The sequence below is a fragment of the Stenotrophomonas sp. 05N423 genome (genome assembly GCF_056397145.1).
In genome coordinates this window covers 169,876-186,372 of sequence record NZ_JBFTMV010000002.1, presented here as the reverse complement: position 1 = coordinate 186,372, position 16,497 = coordinate 169,876, and the positions used below count along the sequence as shown (strand labels likewise).

Below are 16,497 nucleotides of genomic sequence, written 5' to 3'. Positions count from 1 at the left end.
GGCGAAACCGCTGCCACATCCCGCCTCGTTCAGCGGCTGCAGCCTTCCAGCTTCAGCGTCTGCCCCGGCTTGATCGCATAGGCCGGGGCGCGCAGTCCGTTGGCGCGCGCAAGGGCCGGCACTTCGCACTGGAAGCGCGTGGCGATGCGGCCCAGCGTGTCGCCCTTGGCGACCTTGTAGCTGCGTGCGGCAGGACGGGACGCCGGGCGCGCCGGCGCGGCAGGTGCCGCGGTGGCAGGCAGGGCCGATTGCATCGACTGCACATCGCCCACCGCCACGTTGCCGGTGTAGGCCGCAGCCTGCGGCCGCTTGACCGCGGCATTCAGGTCGGCAGTGATCAGCGCCCTCGCCAGGTCCGCGCGCGGTCCGCTCACGCAGTTTCGGTTGTACAGCCCGGCGATGCGGGTGGTGGCGTTGATGGTGGTACCGGCCGGAATCCAGCCGTCGGCCTCGTAGCGCGGGTTGAGGTTGCGCAGCGCGCGCATGTAACCGTCGCGGGTGCCGGCGCTGCCCAGGCAGATGGTCAGTTCGTAGATGGTGGTGGACCTGGCCAGGCGGACCGTCGCCGGCTGCGCGTTGACCTTCGGGAATTCGACGCCGTACTGCTGCGGGTGCAGGAAGATCCATGCCGCGGCGATCACCATCGGCACGTAGTCCTTGGTTTCGCCCGGGAACTGGTTGTAGATCGAATCGGTCCAGAAACTCTGCCCGCCGCCCTGGTTGAATACCCGCTGCGCCCTGCCCTCGCCGCCGTTGTAGGCAGCCAGCGCCAGTTCGATGTTGCGGTTGAGCTGGCCCATGCGCTCGTTCATGTAGGCGGCGCTGGCCTCGGCGGCGCTGCGCGCGTCGAAGCGGGTGTCGAAGCCGGTACCGTCCGGGCCAAGGCCGAAACGGCGGCCGGTGGCCGGCATGAACTGCATCAGCCCGGCCGCACCGGCGCGCGAGGAGGCATGCACGCGGCCGTTGGACTCCTTGGCCATGATGCCGAACAGCAGCGCTTCGGGCAGGCCGCGCTTCTCCCACTCCGGCCACATCACCGCACGCAGGTTCATGTAGTTCTCGTAGCTGGTCAGCAGCGCCGGGCGCATGTCGGTCAGCCAGCGGCGGATGCCGGCCTGGATCGCCGGGTTGTACTCGACCATCTCGTCGAAGGCATGGCGGTGGTCGTTGAGCAGGGCCGCCGCGCGCGCGGCTTCCGGCACGTCGGCGACCAGCGGGCCGACATGGTCGGGATCGGCCTCCAGCGTATCGCCGGCCTCGTCGGCGGCGTCGCCGGCGCTGTCGTCGGCCTGCTTCTTCAACAGCCGCTTGTAGGTGGACAGCAGGGTGCCGACCTGGCAACCCTTCTGGCCGATGCAGGCATCGATCACGTCTTCCATGTCCTCCAGCGCCGCGTTGCCCTCGGCGGTGCCCTTGGGATCGGCGTTGGCGACCAGCAGCAGCGCGTCGGTATAGCGCTTCTCCGCCGCCGCCATGCGCTGCTCGATCGCATCGACCTTGGCCTTGTCGCGGGCGGACACGCGCTGCGCGTGGGCGGTGGGAACGGCGAACAGCAGCGAAACGGCGACCAGCAGCGAGCAACGGCGGACGGACGGAACGGAAGCGGGCATCAGCGGCATTACAGGCGGAAAGGCTGGCAGGGTAGCCGCCGGCCTCGCCCGGCGGCAACCGGCACGCGGCGGCGATACAGTCGACCGTTGGAACGTATTCACGCTCCGGCTGCGCTCGCCCCGCGACCCGCATGCGGTGCTCGCAATGCTCACGTATCGCTTATACGCTGCGCTTGCTCCGCTCCACCGCGGACCGCAGGCCAGCGCTCGCGACAGAGCATGAACACATTCCACGAATCCTTCCCCGTCCCTCCAAGAGCTCCCCATGGATCCCATCCTGATCGGCAAAGGCGTAACCGACGACATCGCCGTCACCCTGCTCCCGCGTTTCGGCAACCGTCACGGCCTGGTGGCCGGCGCCACCGGCACCGGCAAGACAGTGACCCTGATGACGCTGGCCGAAGGCTTCTCGCGGCTGGGCGTGCCGGTATTCCTGGCCGACGTAAAGGGCGACGTGGCCGGCCTGGCCGTGGCCGGCGACGGCGGCGAGAAGCTGGCCCAGCGCGCCGCCGACATCGGCGTGGCCGACTACGCGCCAGCCGCCAGCCCGGTGGTGTTCTGGGACCTGTACGGCCAGCTCGGCCATCCGGTGCGCACCACGGTCAGCGAGATGGGACCGACCCTGCTGGCGCGCATCCTCGAGCTCAACGACACCCAGGCCGGCGTGCTCGACATCGTGTTCAAGCTGGCCGACGACCGCGGTCTGCTGCTGCTCGACCTGGACGACCTGCGCGCCCTGCTCAACCTGGTGGCCGAAGAGCGCAAGGACGTGTCCACCGAGTACGGGCTGGTCAGCGCGCAGTCGGTGGCGGCGATCCAGCGCGCGCTGCTGCGCCTGTCGCAGGACGGCGGCGAGAACTTCTTCGGCGAGCCGGCGCTGGAACTGGCCGACATCATGCGCGTCAACCACGACGGCCGCGGCGTGATCGGCATCCTCGCCGCCGCGCAGCTGATCCTCAAGCCGCGCCTGTACTCGACCTTCCTGCTTTGGCTGTTGTCCGAACTGTTCGAGAAGCTGCCGGAAGTGGGCGACCTGGAGAAGCCGAAGCTGGTCTTCATCTTCGATGAGGCGCATCTGCTGTTCGACGATGCCCCGGCCGCGCTGGTACAGCGCATCGAACAGGTGGTGCGGCTGATCCGCTCCAAGGGCGTGGGCGTGTATTTCTGCTCGCAGTTCCCCGACGACGTACCGGCCAACATCCTCGGCCAGCTCGGCAACCGCGTGCAGCATGCGCTGCGCGCCTTCACCCCGCGCGACCAGAAGGCGGTGAAGACCGCAGCCGAGACCTTCGTTCCCAATCCGAAGCTGGACGTGGTCGCCACGCTGTCGCAGCTGGGCACCGGCGAGGCGCTGGTCTCCACCCTGCAGGACAAGGGCATCCCCTCCCCCGTGCAGAAGACGCTGGTGGCGCCGCCACGCTGCCGCATGGGTTCGATCACCGACGCCGAACGCGCGCAGGTGCGCGCCGACAGTCCGGTCGGCGGCCGCTACGACACCGCGGTCAACCGCGAATCGGCGGCGGAGATCCTGGCGCGGCGCACGCAGCAGGCGGCCGAACAGGCCAAGGCGCCCGCCGCACGCACCCGCGAGCAGGACGAGAGCCAGGAAGGCGGCTTCGGCCAGGCCATCAAGGACGCCATCTTCGGCACCAAGCGCCGCCAGGGCATGATCGAGACCATGGCCAAGCAGACCACCCGTACCGTCGGCACCAAGCTCGGCAACCAGATCGTGCGCGGCATCCTCGGCGGCATCTTCGGCGGCAAGCGCTGAGCCATGTCGCGCTGGCGTCCCCCTGCGGAAAAGAGCACCGCCCTGATCACCGCGCAGGGCCACGCGCGCCTGAAGGCCGAACTGGACGAACTGTGGCGGCAGCGCCGGCCCGAAGTGGTCAAGGCGCTGGCCGCGGCCGCGGCCGAGGGCGACCGCTCGGAGAACGCCGAGTACACGTACCGCAAGAAGCAGCTGGGCGAAATCGACCGGCGCGTACGCTACCTGAGCAAGCGCCTGGAAGCGTTGCGCGTGGTGGACACCCGCCCCAGCGATCCGGACGCGGTGTTCTTCGGTGCGACGGTGGAGCTGGAGAACGTGCAGTCCGGCCAGACCCACGTCTACCGCATCGTCGGCCCGGACGAGACCGACGCGACGGCCGGCTGGATCAGCATCGATTCGCCGCTGGCCCGCGCCCTGCTGAAAAAGCGCATCGACGACGAGTTCGAAGTGGAACTGCCGGGCGGGCGGCAGGGCTTCGCCGTCGTCGGCATCGACTACGCAGCGGGTCCGCAGGATCCCTAGGGATCGGCTCCCGGGCGCCCGCCCGCGGCTGGATTCCGCGCACGCGGCACATACGCCTGCGCATGCGGATGGCTCATCCGCATTGTGGAATCAAGCCACTAGCCAACGCCGTCCGGAACATACCCGGACGTATTTGACGCGCCTTCATCGGTCTGTGTATTGCTTTCCGGTTGCCCATGTCGCCACGGAAGAAACATGCACGCGCCCGAAGCCACGGCCCCCACCCTCGAACAGGACGTCACCAGCCAACGCCGGCCGGCACGCACCGGCATCGTCATCGATGCGTCCTGCGACGTATCGGCCGATTTCATCGCCCATCCCGACGTGGCGGTGATCCCCATCCCGATCCGCATCGGCCCGGTCACCTATGTCGACCAGCACGACGCGGACGCCACCAGCCGCTACATGCGCGAGAACGCCAACGGCGAGGGCGTGACCGGCCAGTCGATCCCGCTGGACGCGGCGCAGATGAGCGCGTTCTTCCTCGAACGCTTCGCGCTGGAATACGACTCGGTGTTCTGCCTGACGATCACCGCCAGCCGCAGCCCGATCCACGACGCCGCCCGCCACGGCAGCACGTTGGCGATGAATGCCACCCGCACCCTGCGCCAGGCGTCGGGCATCACCCGTCCGTTCCAGTTCCGGGTCATCGATACCCGCAACATGTTCGCCGGCTCCGGCGTCCCGGCCATGGCGCTGATGGACATGCTGCGCGCGCAGGTGCCGCCCAAGGACATCCGCGATCCCCTGCAGCGCATCATCGACACCACCCACACCTACTACGTGCCGGACAATCTGGGCTATGCGCGCACCCGTTCGCGCGTACGCGGCGACCGCAGCATCAAGCTGCTCAACGTGCTGCTGGGCAGCGCACTGGACATCAAGCCGATCATCCTCGGCCGCAACGGCGACACCCATCCGATCGCCCGGTTCCGCGGGCGCGACGAAGCCTGGAGCCGCCTGTTCGCCCACGCCGGAACGCAGGTGCGGCGCGGGCTGTATACGCCGCACCTGGTCGTTTCCTATGCAGGCCCGGTGCAGGACGTGCTGCAGCTCGAGGCGCTTGCGCGGTTGCGCGATACCTGCGAGGAGGAAGGCGTGCGCCTGCACGTGCTGCCGATGAGCATCACCGGGATGATGAACATCGGCCCGGGCGGGCTCACCCTGGCCTTCGCCGGCGAGCCGCAGGACGGCCGCTTCTGAAGCCGCCCCGCAGGAGCGCCGTAGGAGCGCACTTCAGTGCGCGATGGGGCCTTCCCGGTAAAACCCCATCGCGCACTGAAGTGCGCTCCTACGGGTGTCCGTGCATGCGCTCCTGCGCTTCATGCAGCGGCGATGGATACAGCCGGCCCGCACGCAGCGGCCGGAAGTAGTCGGCCTGCGCGTAGAAGGCGGCATCCTGCCGCGGATGCCAGCCCGGCACGCCGGCCAGCGGCAGCGGCCGCAGCTCCAGCGGGTCGTCGAGGAGTCCGCCGCCCGCTATCGCTTCGGCGACACGCGCCACGCAGGCCGCGTCGTCCCTGCCCTGCACCACCACGCAGCGCCCGACCAGCAGACGCCCGGGCACCAGCGCCTGCTCCATCAGCGCATGCCCGATCACCGCGGCAACGGCGATACCGCCGTCCTGCCAGCGCGCCGACTGCGTGGCGAACAGTTCGGTCCAGCGATGTCCATCCCACAGCGGCAACAGTGCCGGATCGGCGACACGCACGATCACCCCGCATTCGTCGAACTGGGTCAGCGCCTGCTGCGCGCGGTTGCGCCGCTGCGGCCCCATCGCGGCGATATGCAGGCACTGGCGCGCGTTGAGCGCCGACTTGATCGCCGGATGACGCGCCCAGACCAGCGCGTTGAACAGGTCGTGCCAGTTCTCCATGCGGGTGGCGATATGGCCATGGGTGGCAATGCGCGTTTCGTAGTGCAGGCCATCGGCGAGCAGGCTCGGGTCCTGGGCGACGAAGCGCCGCCCAGGCAGCGGCAGCGCCGCGTTGAGCGCGTCGATGCCGGGCCACGCCGCAGCCGTCAGCAGCGCCCGGTGATCGGCATACCGTCCGAACAGCGGATGCCGGAAACACGCCGGATCGACCTGCCCACGCGGCGGCGCGACGAAGCGGCGCCGTTCAGCGCCGGCGTCAGCACTGGCATCGCCTGGTGCCACGCGACCGTGCGTGCCGCCCGGCTGGCCGGTCACAGCACCTTGAGGTCGAACGGCTGGGCGGCCGACTTGACGAGCGCGTCACCGAACAGGTCGTGCTCGTCGCTGTCGGTGATTTCCACATCGACGAAATCGCCCACGCGCAGCCTGGCTTCGTCGGCATTCTGGATATGCACCAGGCCGTCGATCTCGGGTGCATCGGCCTTGGAGCGCGCCACCGCGATGCCGTCTTCGATGGCATCCACCAGGCATTGCTGCACACTGCCGATCTTCGCTTCCAGCTTGGCCGCGGAAATGGCGGCCTGCTTCTCCATGAAGCGCGCCAGGCGCTCCTGCTTCACTTCTTCCGGCACCGGGTCCGACAGGTCGTTGGCGGTGGCGCCTTCCACCGGCGAATAGGCGAACGCGCCAACGCGGTCGAGCTGGGCGGCATCGAGGAAGTCGAGCAGCTGCTCGAACTCGGCCTCGGTCTCGCCCGGGAAGCCGACGATGAAGGTCGAACGCACGGTGATGTCGGGGCTGATTTCGCGCCAGCGCAGCACGCGCTCCAGGGTCTTGTCGACCGCGCCCGGACGCTTCATCAGCTTGAGGATGCGCGGGCTGGCGTGCTGGAACGGAATATCCAGATACGGCAGGATTTTCCCTTCAGCCATCAGCGGCACGACGTCGTCCACATGCGGGTACGGATAGACGTAGTGCAGGCGCGTCCACGCATCCAGCTCGGACAACCCCTCGCACAGCGCCTTCATGCGCGTGGCGTACTCCCTGCCGCGCCAGGTGCCCGGCGCGTACTTGCGGTCCACACCGTAGGCCGAGGTGTCCTGCGACACCACCAGCAGTTCGCGCACACCGCCCTTCACCAGCCGCTCGGCCTCGCGCAGCACGTCGTCCACCGGGCGCGAAACGAGGTCGCCGCGCATCGACGGGATGATGCAGAAGCTGCAACGGTGGTTGCAGCCTTCGGAAATCTTCAGATAGGCGTAATGGCGCGGGGTCAGCTTGATGCCGTAGTCCGGCACCAGATCCACGAACGGGTCGTGCCTGGGCGGCAATGCCGTGTGCACCGCCTCCATCACCGTGGCGTAGTCCTGCGGCCCGGACACCGACAGCACGTCCGGGTAGTGCTCGCGGATCATCTCCGACTTCTTGCCCAGGCAGCCGGTGACGATGACCTTGCCGTTCTCGTTCATCGCCTCACCAATGGCATCCAGCGACTCGGCCACGGCCGAGTCGATGAAGCCGCAGGTGTTGACCACCACCACGTCGGCCGAGTCGTAGGACGGCACGATGTCGTAGCCCTCCACCCGCAGCTGGGTGAGGATGCGCTCGGAATCGACGAGGGCCTTCGGGCAGCCAAGGCTGACGAAGCCGACTTTGGGGTTCAGCTGGGACATGGGGTCTGACTGGTTCTGGATGGCCGGGGCCGGAATGGCCGCGGGGCCGGCGATTATACCGGCCGGGTGCCGGCGCTACCCGGCACCGGCCTTAACATGGGGACGCACGATCGTTCCCCGCACGCCACGGAGTCTGCCATGAGCCACTGGACCACCCTCGAAACCGCCCACGGCCCGGTACGCGCCTGGCAGGCCCTGCCCGACGGCCCGGCGCGTGCCGGACTGGTGGTGATACAGGAAATCTATGGCGCCAACGCCCACATCCGCGGTGTCGCCGACCGGTACGCCGCCGACGGCTATGCCGTGCTGGCGCCCTCGTTCTTCGATCCGCTCGAACCGGGGCTGGAGCTGGACTACGACGCCGACGGCACCGCCCGCGGCAAGGCGCTGGTGGACGGACTCGGCGTGGACCGCGCGGTGGACATCGTGGACGCCGCCTCCCGCGCACTGGCCGGCCATGGAAAGGTCGGCACCGTGGGCTATTGCTGGGGCGGCACCATCGCCCTGCTCGCCGCGCAGCGGCTGGGCCTGCCCTCGGCCAGCTACTACGGCGCGCGCGACGTGCCATTCCTCGACACCCCGTTCAAGGCCCCGGCCATCTTCCATTTCGGCGAACAGGATCCCTCGATCCCACCAGCCGCCGTTGCAGCGCATCGTGAAAAGCAACCGTCGATGCAGGTATACGTGTACCCGGCCGGCCACGCTTTCAACCGCGAGGCCGGCGCGCACTACCACGCTCCGAGCGCCGCACTGGCGCGCGAACGCACCTTGGCCTTCTTCAGCGAGACCCTGCGATGACCGAAGTTGTGACGTCCGATTTCGAGCTTGACACCCGCCTTGCCGCCGACAGCGTGCTGATCGCCGACGGCCCGCTGTCCCAGATCCGCCTGATGAACGACGACCGCTTCCCCTGGGTCGTGCTGGTTCCGCGCGTCCCGGGCGCCAGCGAGTGGATCGACCTGGATGGCAACCAGCAGCGCCTGCTGCTGGCCGAGATCAACCAGATCTCCCGCCACCTGAAGCAGAAACCCAACGTCACCAAGCTCAACATCGGCGCCCTGGGCAACATCGTGCCGCAGCTGCACATCCACCTGGTCGGCCGCCACGAAGGCGACGCCGCCTGGCCCGGGCCGGTCTGGGGCAGCGGCCCGGCGCAGCGTTTCGACCCGGGCGTGCTGGCCGAGCGTGTCGAAATCTGGCGCCAGCGGCTACGATAGCCGCCACTTCAACCAAGGACCCGCAAGTCGATGCGCTCCAATCTGATCGCCGCCCTGATCCTGATCATCGTCGGCCTGTTCTTCCTGGCCAAGAACCTGGGCTGGATCAACGGCAACATCGGCTCGATGCTGGCCACCTGGTGGCCGGCCATCCTGGTGGCCGTGGGCATCGGCATGCTGTTCGGGCGCGGCAAGTAAGCGCCGGCAGCCGATGAAAACGAAAAGGGCGCGGAATTCCGCGCCCTTTTCATTGATGCGGCCGCAGCCCCCGCTCAGGTGCGCGGCAGGGTCACGCCGGTCTGGCCCTGGTACTTGCCGCCGCGATCACGGTACGAGGTCTCGCAGACATCGTCCTTGTCGGCCTGGAAGAACAGCATCTGCGCCACGCCCTCGTTGGCGTAGATGCGCGCCGGCAGCGGCGTGGTATTGGAGAACTCCAGGGTCACGTGGCCTTCCCACTCCGGCTCCAGCGGCGTCACGTTGACGATGATGCCGCAGCGCGCATAGGTGCTCTTGCCCAGGCACACCACCAGCGTGTCGCGCGGGATGCGGAAATACTCCACCGTGCGCGCCAGCGCGAACGAATTCGGCGGAATGATGCACTCGTCGGCCTCGATGTCGACGAAGCTCTTCGGGTCGAAGTGCTTGGGGTCGACGATGGTCGAGTTGATGTTGGTGAACACCTTGAACTCGCGCGAGCAGCGCACGTCGTAGCCATAGCTGGACGTGCCGTAGCTGACGATGCGCTGGCCGTCGACCTGCTTGATTTGCCCGGCCTCGTACGGCTCGATCATGCCGTGCTGCTCGGACATGCGGCGGATCCAGCGGTCGCTCTTGATGCTCATTCGAAGTTCCTGGTGGCGATGGAACCCGGCCTGCGGGCCGGAGGGAACGCGATTCTAGCCCAAGCCCGGCGCCGGGCAGCGCCACCGCGGGCCCGGGCCGGCAGCAGGCTCAGACCAGCGATGAAACGATGGGAATCCCGGCGCGCGGGCGCTTGCCCAGTTCCTCGATCATGCGCTGCGCCGCGGCCACATAGGCTTGGGCCGCCGCCGATTGCAGCGCCGCCGCCACGATCGGCGTGCCGGCGTCGCCCTGTTCGCGGATGCCGATCTCCAGCGGCAGCGAGCCCAGCAGCGGCACGCCGTACTGCGCGGCCATGCGCTGGCCGCCGCCCTCGCCGAACAGGTGCTCGACATGGCCGCAGCTGGAACAGGTATGTACCGCCATGTTCTCGACGATGCCCAGCACCGGCACCTCGACCTTCTCGAACATCTTCAGCGCCTTGCGCGCGTCCAGCGTGGCGATGTCCTGCGGCGTGGTCACGATCACCGCGCCGGCCACCGGGATCTTCTGCGAAAGGGTGAGCTGGATGTCGCCGGTGCCCGGCGGCAGGTCGATCAGCAGATAGTCCAGGTCACCCCAGCGGGTGTCGTTGAACAACTGGGTCAGCGCCGACGTTGCCATCGGTCCGCGCCAGATCATGGGCGAATCCTGCTCGACCAGGAACCCGATCGACATGGTCTCCACCCCGAACGCGCGCATCGGCTCGATCGACTTGTTGTCCGGACTCTCCGGTCGCCCGCTCAGCCCCAGCATCGCCGGCACGCTCGGCCCGTAGATGTCGGCGTCCAGCACCCCCACCCTCGCGCCCAGCCGCTGCAGCGCCACGGCCAGGTTCACCGCCGTCGTGGACTTGCCCACGCCCCCCTTGCCGGACCCCACGGCGATGACGTTGCGGATGCGGGGATGCGGGGAGAGACCCTTCTGGACGCGGTGGGCGGGCGCCGGTGAAGCGGGGGGCGAGCTGGTCATATCACAAAATTTCCTATGCAACTTTTCCGGATGGAGTGCTTTCAGATCAAAACTTGGTTAAAGTCACGTTACGTTCATGCGAAATTTCACGTTCATTCAGGAACCTGAGGGGCATGGACAAACCCATTCTAGCCACTTAGGGGATACATCAAGTGCAGACCCGTAATCGCAACAACATCAAGCGCAGCGCCCTGACCACGGCCCTCCTGGCCACCCTGGTCGCGCCGGGCTTCGCCCTCGCTCAGAACAGTTCCGAGGCCACGGCCAGCGACGCGAAGACCAAGGAAAAGGCGACAAACCTTGATCGCATCGAAGTCACCGGTTCGCGCATCAAGCGTGCGGATGTCGAAGGCCCTGCGCCCGTCGTCGTGTTGACCGCCGAGGACATCGAGAAAGAGGGTTTCACCACGGTGTATGAAGCCTTGAACACGCTCAGCCAGTTCACCGGCAGCGTGCAGAACGAGCTCACTCAGAACGGCTTCACGCCCAACGCGCAGTTCATCAACCTGCGCAGCATGGGCCCGGGCTACACGCTGATCCTGATCAATGGCAAGCGCATGGCTGACTACCCTGTGCCATACAACAGCCAGTCCAACGCCGTCAGCCTGAGCAGCATTCCCGCTGCCGCCATCCAGCGCATCGAGACGCTGACCGGCGGCGCATCCGCCATCTACGGCTCCGACGCCGTGGCCGGCGTGATCAACATCATCACCAAGCAGAACTACGAGGGCAACACGGTTCGCGTACGCGGTGGTACCACCACCCGCGGTGGCGGTGACACTGGCCAGTTCCAGTGGACCGGTGGCAAGAGCGGCGACAAGTGGAGCCTGACCTATGCCTTCGAACAAGTGAATCGCGAGGACATCCAGGCGTCGCAGCGCGACTTCATGGATTCCTATTACGACAACCCCCAGTTCAAGGGCAAGGAGGACTTCGCGACCGCTGCCTCTGGCGTCTACCTGTACCGCAACACCGGCGCTGCCTACAACTGGCTGACGCCGCAAGGAACGCTGTCCACCTCGGTCGATGCCCTGCGTTATTCGTGCGAGCGCACCTCGTCCGAGTTCACCCCCTACAACTCCTCCGCGAGCGTTTCCAACAGCACGCCGAACCGCTGTGGCTACTTCGGATATCCGGCCACCCAGTCGATCCAGAACAAGTACGACAAGACTTCCGCTTACTTGTCGGGCACCTACGATTTCGACAACGGCATTCAGGCGTACGCTCAGTTCCTTGGCACTACCAGCCACAACCAGGGTAATGGCTCCACCCAGTTCTGGTCGTCCGGCGGTTGGTTCTATACCCCGAAGTACGGCTACCTGCAGGCACAGCGCATCATCACCCCGACCGAAGTCGGCAGCGCGCAGAAGACCACGTACGACGAGAAATCCTATAACTTCAGCGGCGGCCTGCGCGGCAGCATGTTCTCCAATCGTTTCGACTGGGATGCCAGCCTGTCCTATTCTCGGTTCGAGTTCGACTCCACTACTCCGCGCTTCCTGACTGACAAGGTCGATGACTACTTCAAGGGTGACTTCCTCGGCTACCAGGGTCCTTATCCGGCCCACAACTTCACCGATGTGCACCTGAATCGACTGTTCAGCCCGATGTCTCCGGACACCTTCAATTCCTTGATCACCAAGGTTCGCAATAGCGGCGAATCGGAGAGCTATGCAGGCCAATTCAGCCTGAGCGGCGACCTGTTCGACCTGCCCGCCGGCCCGCTGGGTGCTGCGATGGTTCTGGAAGCAGCGCATCAGGAATACAAGTTGACCCCGGACGTGCGCTCGACCCCCGACTATCAGGGCTCGGACAGCATCTACAACCTCACCGCCACTGGCGGCGGCGGCGAACGCGACCGCTATGCGGTAGGCCTGGAATTCAGCATCCCGATCTTCGACAAGCTGAAGGGTAGTCTGGCCGGTCGTTATGACAAATACGACGACGCGACCAACGTCGGCGGAGCATTCACGTGGTCGACCGGTCTTGAATACCGTCCGTTCGATTCGCTGCTGCTGCGCGGCACTTATGCCACCAGCTTCCGCGCACCGGACATGCACTATGTGTTCGCGGGTTATTCGGGCGCCTATACCTACATCACCGACGCCTATCTGTGCCGCAAGAACGGCATCTCTCCCACTTCGAGCGACTGCGCGAACGACCCAGACTATTACTATCAGGTCTTCCGCACTTACGAGGGCAAGAAGGACCTGCAGGAAGAAACCAGCAAATCCTTCACCGTTGGCTTCGTGTGGGACATCATGGACCGCATGTCGCTGTCGGTCGACTACTACAAGATGAAGCTTGAGAACCAGGTCGGCGAGCTGGACAGCGATTACCTGATGCGGCAGTACGCCGATTGCCGCCTGGGTGTAGACGTCAACGGCAATGCCATCGATTCGACCTCTCCGTCCTGCCAGCACTTCCTCAGCCTTGTCGAGCGTGATGAAGGCAGCGCCATTGCATCCGGCAAGGTTCTGGAATACGGATCGTACCCGATCAATCAGTCCAGCCTGGAAACTTCCGGCATCGACGCGAGCTTCAAGTACACCATCCAGACCGATCGCCGTGGCGACTTTGGCTTCGGCTTGGATTACACCCATGTACTGACGCTGGACCTGGTCCGCTTCGGCGGCGACGAACCGCTTAACATCCGCGACCACCTGCAGTACTTCAACCAACGCAGCAGGGGCACGGCGCGTTTCACCTGGAACAACGACAACTGGAACACGACCATCTATGGCACCCGCTGGGGCTCCCTGCCGAACTGGGGCGAAACCGGGCGCATTGCCCCCTACCTGCAGTGGAATCTCGACGTGAACAGGAAGATCACCGACAAGCTGGCCGTGGGTCTGAGCGTCACCAACGTGTTCGACAAGCTGCATCCGAACGATTCGACCTATACGACGTATCCCTACTTCTGGCGTGCGTTCTCCCCGGTTGGTCGTCAGGTGTTCGCGAACATTCAGTACACGTTCTGACGGATTGATTGCAAACCTGAAAAAGCCCGACTCATGTCGGGCTTTTTCTTGATCCAGGTACAGATATCACCGAGGTAAAACCAAGATGAAACCAACATACAAAACGGCAGGTTGGTTGCTGGCTGCTGCATGCACCCTGCCTGCTGCCAGTGCGTATGCCCAGTCCATTTCCGACTTCGTCAAGCACCCGACCTACAGCAGTGCCAGAATTTCCCCCGATGGCAACTACCTGGCCATCCGCGTCGACCAGGGGGACCAGGATGTACTGACCATATTGCGCACGCGCGATCTCAGCATCATGAAAATCAACCAGCTCCCGGAGAAGAAGAGCGTGGGTGCCTTCCACTGGACGAGCCCCGAACGGTTGATGTTCAACGCCGTGCGAAAGATCGGCTCCTTCGAGCGCCCCGTCGGGACTGGTGAATGGTTTGCCGTCAATGCCGATGGTTCGCAACCGCGAACCCTGATCGAATATGGCACGCAGAATGTCACCCAGCGCTCCAAGCAGATCGACGGCCAATCCTTCTCGTTGCTGGACACGCTGAAGGACGATGATGTCAACGTGCTGATGACTGCCAACTACCGTCGTTCGAACACCGGCTCAGGCTCGGAAGTGGTGATGGTCGACACCGTCAGCGGCAGGCGCAAGTCGCTCGGACGTGCACCGAAGGACAACTGCTCACTGGTGCTGGACCATGAAAAGCTGCCTGCCTTTGCTGTCTGCTACAGCGACAAGGACGACAGCAACGGCTACGACATACATAACGAGGTCTATGCGCGTACCGCGGACGGCTCGTGGAACCTGCTCAACTCATCCAAGGCCGGAGGAAACCGCCTGCGCATCCTGGGCTCGGCAGCCAATGGCGACATCTATGCTTCCCAGGATGACGGCAAGGCACCAGCGGCATTGGGCCTGCTCGACGCCACCAATGGCGAGTTCAAGCAGTTGTTCAAGGACCCGGTATCCGATGCCTCCGATTACATCCAGTCGATCGACGGTTCGGAGCGGATATTGGCCGCAGTCACGGAAGCCGGGGAACCGGAGATCTCCCTGATCGAACCCGAGCACCCCGACACCAAGCTGTATGAATCACTGGCGGCTTCGTTCCCCGGCCAGATGGTCAATTTCAGCAGCGCAACCCGTGACGGGAAACTGGTGGTGGTCAGCGTCTACAGCGATACCAACCCCGGCGAGCTTTACCTGTTCGACCGCACCACCAACAAGGCCCGGTTCCTGATGAAGAACCGCCCTTGGATCGACGCCAGGCAGATGAGTTCCATGCGGGCCATTTCTTTCACCGCCCGCGACGGCCGCACGATCCATGGCTACCTGACGACTCCCAGGGGGTCTGACGGGAAGAACCTGCCCCTGATCGTCAATGTACATGGCGGCCCCATGGGTCCCCGCGACAACTGGGGGTTCAACATGGAAGCGCAGATGTTCGCCAGCCGTGGGTACGCCACCCTGCAGGTCAACTATCGCGGATCCGGCGGTTTCGGCAAGGCATTCCAGGATCTGGCCTACGGCCAGTGGTCGGAAGGCATCATGAACGACATCATCGATGGCACGAACCACGTCATCAACCAGGGAGTCGTGGACAAGGACCGCGTCTGCATCTACGGCGGTAGCTTTGGCGGTTATGCCTCGCTGATGGCTCCTGCCCGGGCCCCGGAGATGTTCAAGTGCGCGTTTGGCTACGTGGGCCTTTACGACGCGCAGATCCAGCTCACCAAGAGCGACACCAGCCGCGACGAAGGCGGACGCCGCTACCTGACGAGATCGTTCGGTCGTACCCGCGCCGAGCAGGACGCGATGTCCCCGATCACCCATGTCAGCGCACTCAAGCTTCCCGTTTATCTGGCGGCCGGTGCGCGCGACGAGCGTTGCCCACCAGAGCACACCGAAGCGATGGCCAAGGCACTGACGGCAGCCGGCAACGCGCCGGAGGGGATGATCATCCAGGCCGGCGAAGCCCATGGCTTCTACAAGGAAGAGAACAACCAGCGTCTCTACACGGAAATGTTGTCCTTCTTCGACCGCCATATCGGCGGCGGCAAGAAGGCCAACTGATTCCTGGCGGAACGCAGCCATGACATCCGGCCCATTCTCCCGGGAATGGGCCGGGTAATACTGGTCGCCTACCCACAGGTTCCGTGCCAAGGAAAGCCCACCATGCGTCACCGTGCGACGATACTTCTCCCCGCGTTTCTGCTGCTGTCGTGCCTTGCTCCTGCAGGCATGGCTGCAGGGCAATCGGCCCCGGCCAAACTGGTGGATCCCGCAGCGGACCCCATGATGCGTGCGGCAGGATTTCTGGAAAGCCATCCGGACATCCGTTATCGGCTGCTCGGCCTGGAGCAATACAAGAAGCAGGAATACGCCGAAGCCATGCGCTACTTCCAGCGCGCGGCCTACTATGCCGACAAGCCATCGCAGGGCATGGTGGCGGAAATGCTGTGGTCGGGCCGGGGAGCCGAGGCCGATCGCGCACTGGCCTATGCATGGATGGACTTGGCCGCCGAACGGGGCTATCGCGGATTCCTCGGCCTGCGCGAGCAGTACTGGAAAGAACTAAGCGAGAGCGAACGCGCCCGCGCCATCAGCGAAGGCGAGCAGGTCTATGCCCGCTATGGCGACCAGGCGTCGCTGCCCCGCATTGCCACCGTGCTCAGGCGCGAACGCCTCAAGATGACCGGAAGCCGTACCGGCTTCGCCGGCAATGTGAAGATCTATATTCCCGACAGCGACATAGCCATCGACGGCAGCAAGTTCTACGAAAAACGCTATTGGGATCCCAAGCAGTACCAGGCCTGGCATGATTCGGTATGGAAGGAACCGCGGATCGCCAACGTGACGGTCGGGGCGGCTACAGCGGTTGACGCCGACAAGAGCTCGCGTATTCCGGAAGTCGCGCCACAGCAGGATGCCCCGGAACCGGAAACCGACGATGCGATGCCGACCATCACGGTCGACAAGCCCGCTCACTGATTTTTCCGCGTTCTCGAAAACAGCCGCCTCATGCGGCTGTTTT

Annotated in this window: 14 protein-coding genes; 9 read left to right on the top strand and 5 right to left on the bottom strand. The window is 65.3% G+C overall.

The genetic code is table 11. The features are described 5' to 3' along the window. Positions 1 to 29 precede the first annotated feature (29 nt). Positions 30 to 1,610, bottom strand: coding sequence for a transglycosylase SLT domain-containing protein (locus AC1DGW_RS04695; protein WP_478019972.1), 1,581 nt, complete (start codon positions 1,608 to 1,610; stop codon positions 30 to 32). 265 nt (positions 1,611 to 1,875) lie between these two features. Between AC1DGW_RS04695 and AC1DGW_RS04690 the strand changes: the two genes are divergently transcribed. From AC1DGW_RS04690 to AC1DGW_RS04680, 3 genes are all read left to right on the top strand, one after another. Continuing rightward, positions 1,876 to 3,381 (top strand): helicase HerA-like domain-containing protein, encoded by a 1,506-nt coding sequence (locus tag AC1DGW_RS04690; RefSeq protein WP_478019969.1) that lies wholly within the window; start codon positions 1,876 to 1,878, stop codon positions 3,379 to 3,381. Between the two features lie 3 nt (positions 3,382 to 3,384). Next, entirely contained in the window at positions 3,385 to 3,903 is a 519-nt protein-coding gene (gene greB, locus AC1DGW_RS04685; RefSeq protein ID WP_478019965.1) for a transcription elongation factor GreB, read from the top strand. A 195-nt stretch (positions 3,904 to 4,098) separates the two neighbouring features. Beyond that, positions 4,099 to 5,106: a DegV family protein gene (locus tag AC1DGW_RS04680; RefSeq protein ID WP_478019962.1), complete on the top strand. Its 1,008-nt coding sequence runs from the start codon at positions 4,099 to 4,101 to the stop codon at positions 5,104 to 5,106. Positions 5,107 to 5,194: 88 nt separating this feature from the next. Here AC1DGW_RS04680 and AC1DGW_RS04675 read toward each other — a convergent pair whose 3' ends face one another. Together AC1DGW_RS04675 and rimO are read right to left on the bottom strand one after the other, a co-directional pair. After that, positions 5,195 to 6,061, bottom strand: coding sequence for a DUF3025 domain-containing protein (locus AC1DGW_RS04675; RefSeq protein WP_478019960.1), 867 nt, complete (start codon positions 6,059 to 6,061; stop codon positions 5,195 to 5,197). Positions 6,062 to 6,090: 29 nt separating this feature from the next. Beyond that, positions 6,091 to 7,452: a 30S ribosomal protein S12 methylthiotransferase RimO gene (rimO, locus tag AC1DGW_RS04670; RefSeq protein ID WP_478019957.1), complete on the bottom strand. Its 1,362-nt coding sequence runs from the start codon at positions 7,450 to 7,452 to the stop codon at positions 6,091 to 6,093. A 138-nt stretch (positions 7,453 to 7,590) separates the two neighbouring features. On the opposite strand from rimO, the gene AC1DGW_RS04665 reads away from it, so the two are divergent. The 3 genes from AC1DGW_RS04665 to AC1DGW_RS04655 are packed head-to-tail and all read left to right on the top strand — an operon-like array spanning position 7,591 to position 8,867. Next, positions 7,591 to 8,250 carry a dienelactone hydrolase family protein gene (locus AC1DGW_RS04665; RefSeq protein WP_478019953.1) on the top strand — a complete coding sequence of 220 codons (660 nt, stop codon included), beginning with the start codon at positions 7,591 to 7,593 and terminating at the stop codon, positions 8,248 to 8,250. Beyond that, the gene (locus AC1DGW_RS04660) at positions 8,247 to 8,669 is read left to right on the top strand and encodes an HIT domain-containing protein (protein WP_478019951.1); all 423 of its coding nucleotides are present in this window, start codon (positions 8,247 to 8,249) and stop codon (positions 8,667 to 8,669) included. Before AC1DGW_RS04665 ends, AC1DGW_RS04660 begins: the two co-directional genes overlap by 4 nt. A 30-nt stretch (positions 8,670 to 8,699) precedes the next feature. Continuing rightward, on the top strand, positions 8,700 to 8,867 hold the full coding sequence (locus AC1DGW_RS04655; RefSeq protein WP_089153126.1) for a LiaI-LiaF-like domain-containing protein: 168 nt from the start codon (positions 8,700 to 8,702) through the stop codon (positions 8,865 to 8,867). 74 nt (positions 8,868 to 8,941) lie between these two features. Here the strand turns inward: AC1DGW_RS04655 and dcd are convergent, their stop codons facing one another. Continuing rightward, positions 8,942 to 9,514: a dCTP deaminase gene (gene dcd, locus AC1DGW_RS04650; protein ID WP_273082012.1), complete on the bottom strand. Its 573-nt coding sequence runs from the start codon at positions 9,512 to 9,514 to the stop codon at positions 8,942 to 8,944. A gap of 109 nt (positions 9,515 to 9,623) precedes the next feature. Further along, positions 9,624 to 10,484, bottom strand: a complete 861-nt coding sequence (gene apbC / locus AC1DGW_RS04645; RefSeq protein WP_478019947.1) for an iron-sulfur cluster carrier protein ApbC — start codon at positions 10,482 to 10,484, stop codon at positions 9,624 to 9,626. Between the two features lie 152 nt (positions 10,485 to 10,636). On the opposite strand from apbC, the gene AC1DGW_RS04640 reads away from it, so the two are divergent. From AC1DGW_RS04640 to AC1DGW_RS04630, 3 genes are all read left to right on the top strand, one after another. Beyond that, the gene (locus AC1DGW_RS04640) at positions 10,637 to 13,465 is read left to right on the top strand and encodes a TonB-dependent receptor plug domain-containing protein (RefSeq protein WP_478019945.1); all 2,829 of its coding nucleotides are present in this window, start codon (positions 10,637 to 10,639) and stop codon (positions 13,463 to 13,465) included. Positions 13,466 to 13,550: 85 nt separating this feature from the next. Further along, entirely contained in the window at positions 13,551 to 15,536 is a 1,986-nt protein-coding gene (locus AC1DGW_RS04635) for an alpha/beta hydrolase family protein (protein ID WP_478019942.1), read from the top strand. Positions 15,537 to 15,638: 102 nt separating this feature from the next. Beyond that, positions 15,639 to 16,454 carry a hypothetical protein gene (locus AC1DGW_RS04630; protein WP_478019940.1) on the top strand — a complete coding sequence of 272 codons (816 nt, stop codon included), beginning with the start codon at positions 15,639 to 15,641 and terminating at the stop codon, positions 16,452 to 16,454. Positions 16,455 to 16,497 lie beyond the last annotated feature (43 nt).

Bases quoted from the DNA above. Each gene is read 5' to 3' on its own strand.
- AC1DGW_RS04635 (WP_478019942.1), top strand. From the start codon at position 13,551: ATGAAACCAACATACAAAACGGCAGGTTGGTTGCTGGCTGCTGCATGC.
- AC1DGW_RS04655 (WP_089153126.1), top strand. From the start codon at position 8,700: ATGCGCTCCAATCTGATCGCCGCCCTGATCCTGATCATCGTCGGCCTG.
- dcd (WP_273082012.1), bottom strand. From the start codon at position 9,514: ATGAGCATCAAGAGCGACCGCTGGATCCGCCGCATGTCCGAGCAGCAC.
- greB (WP_478019965.1), top strand. From the start codon at position 3,385: ATGTCGCGCTGGCGTCCCCCTGCGGAAAAGAGCACCGCCCTGATCACC.
- apbC (WP_478019947.1), bottom strand. From the start codon at position 10,484: ATGACCAGCTCGCCCCCCGCTTCACCGGCGCCCGCCCACCGCGTCCAG.
- AC1DGW_RS04660 (WP_478019951.1), top strand. From the start codon at position 8,247: ATGACCGAAGTTGTGACGTCCGATTTCGAGCTTGACACCCGCCTTGCC.
- AC1DGW_RS04665 (WP_478019953.1), top strand. From the start codon at position 7,591: ATGAGCCACTGGACCACCCTCGAAACCGCCCACGGCCCGGTACGCGCC.
- AC1DGW_RS04630 (WP_478019940.1), top strand. From the start codon at position 15,639: ATGCGTCACCGTGCGACGATACTTCTCCCCGCGTTTCTGCTGCTGTCG.
- AC1DGW_RS04695 (WP_478019972.1), bottom strand. From the start codon at position 1,610: ATGCCCGCTTCCGTTCCGTCCGTCCGCCGTTGCTCGCTGCTGGTCGCC.
- AC1DGW_RS04690 (WP_478019969.1), top strand. From the start codon at position 1,876: ATGGATCCCATCCTGATCGGCAAAGGCGTAACCGACGACATCGCCGTC.
- AC1DGW_RS04680 (WP_478019962.1), top strand. From the start codon at position 4,099: ATGCACGCGCCCGAAGCCACGGCCCCCACCCTCGAACAGGACGTCACC.
- rimO (WP_478019957.1), bottom strand. From the start codon at position 7,452: ATGTCCCAGCTGAACCCCAAAGTCGGCTTCGTCAGCCTTGGCTGCCCG.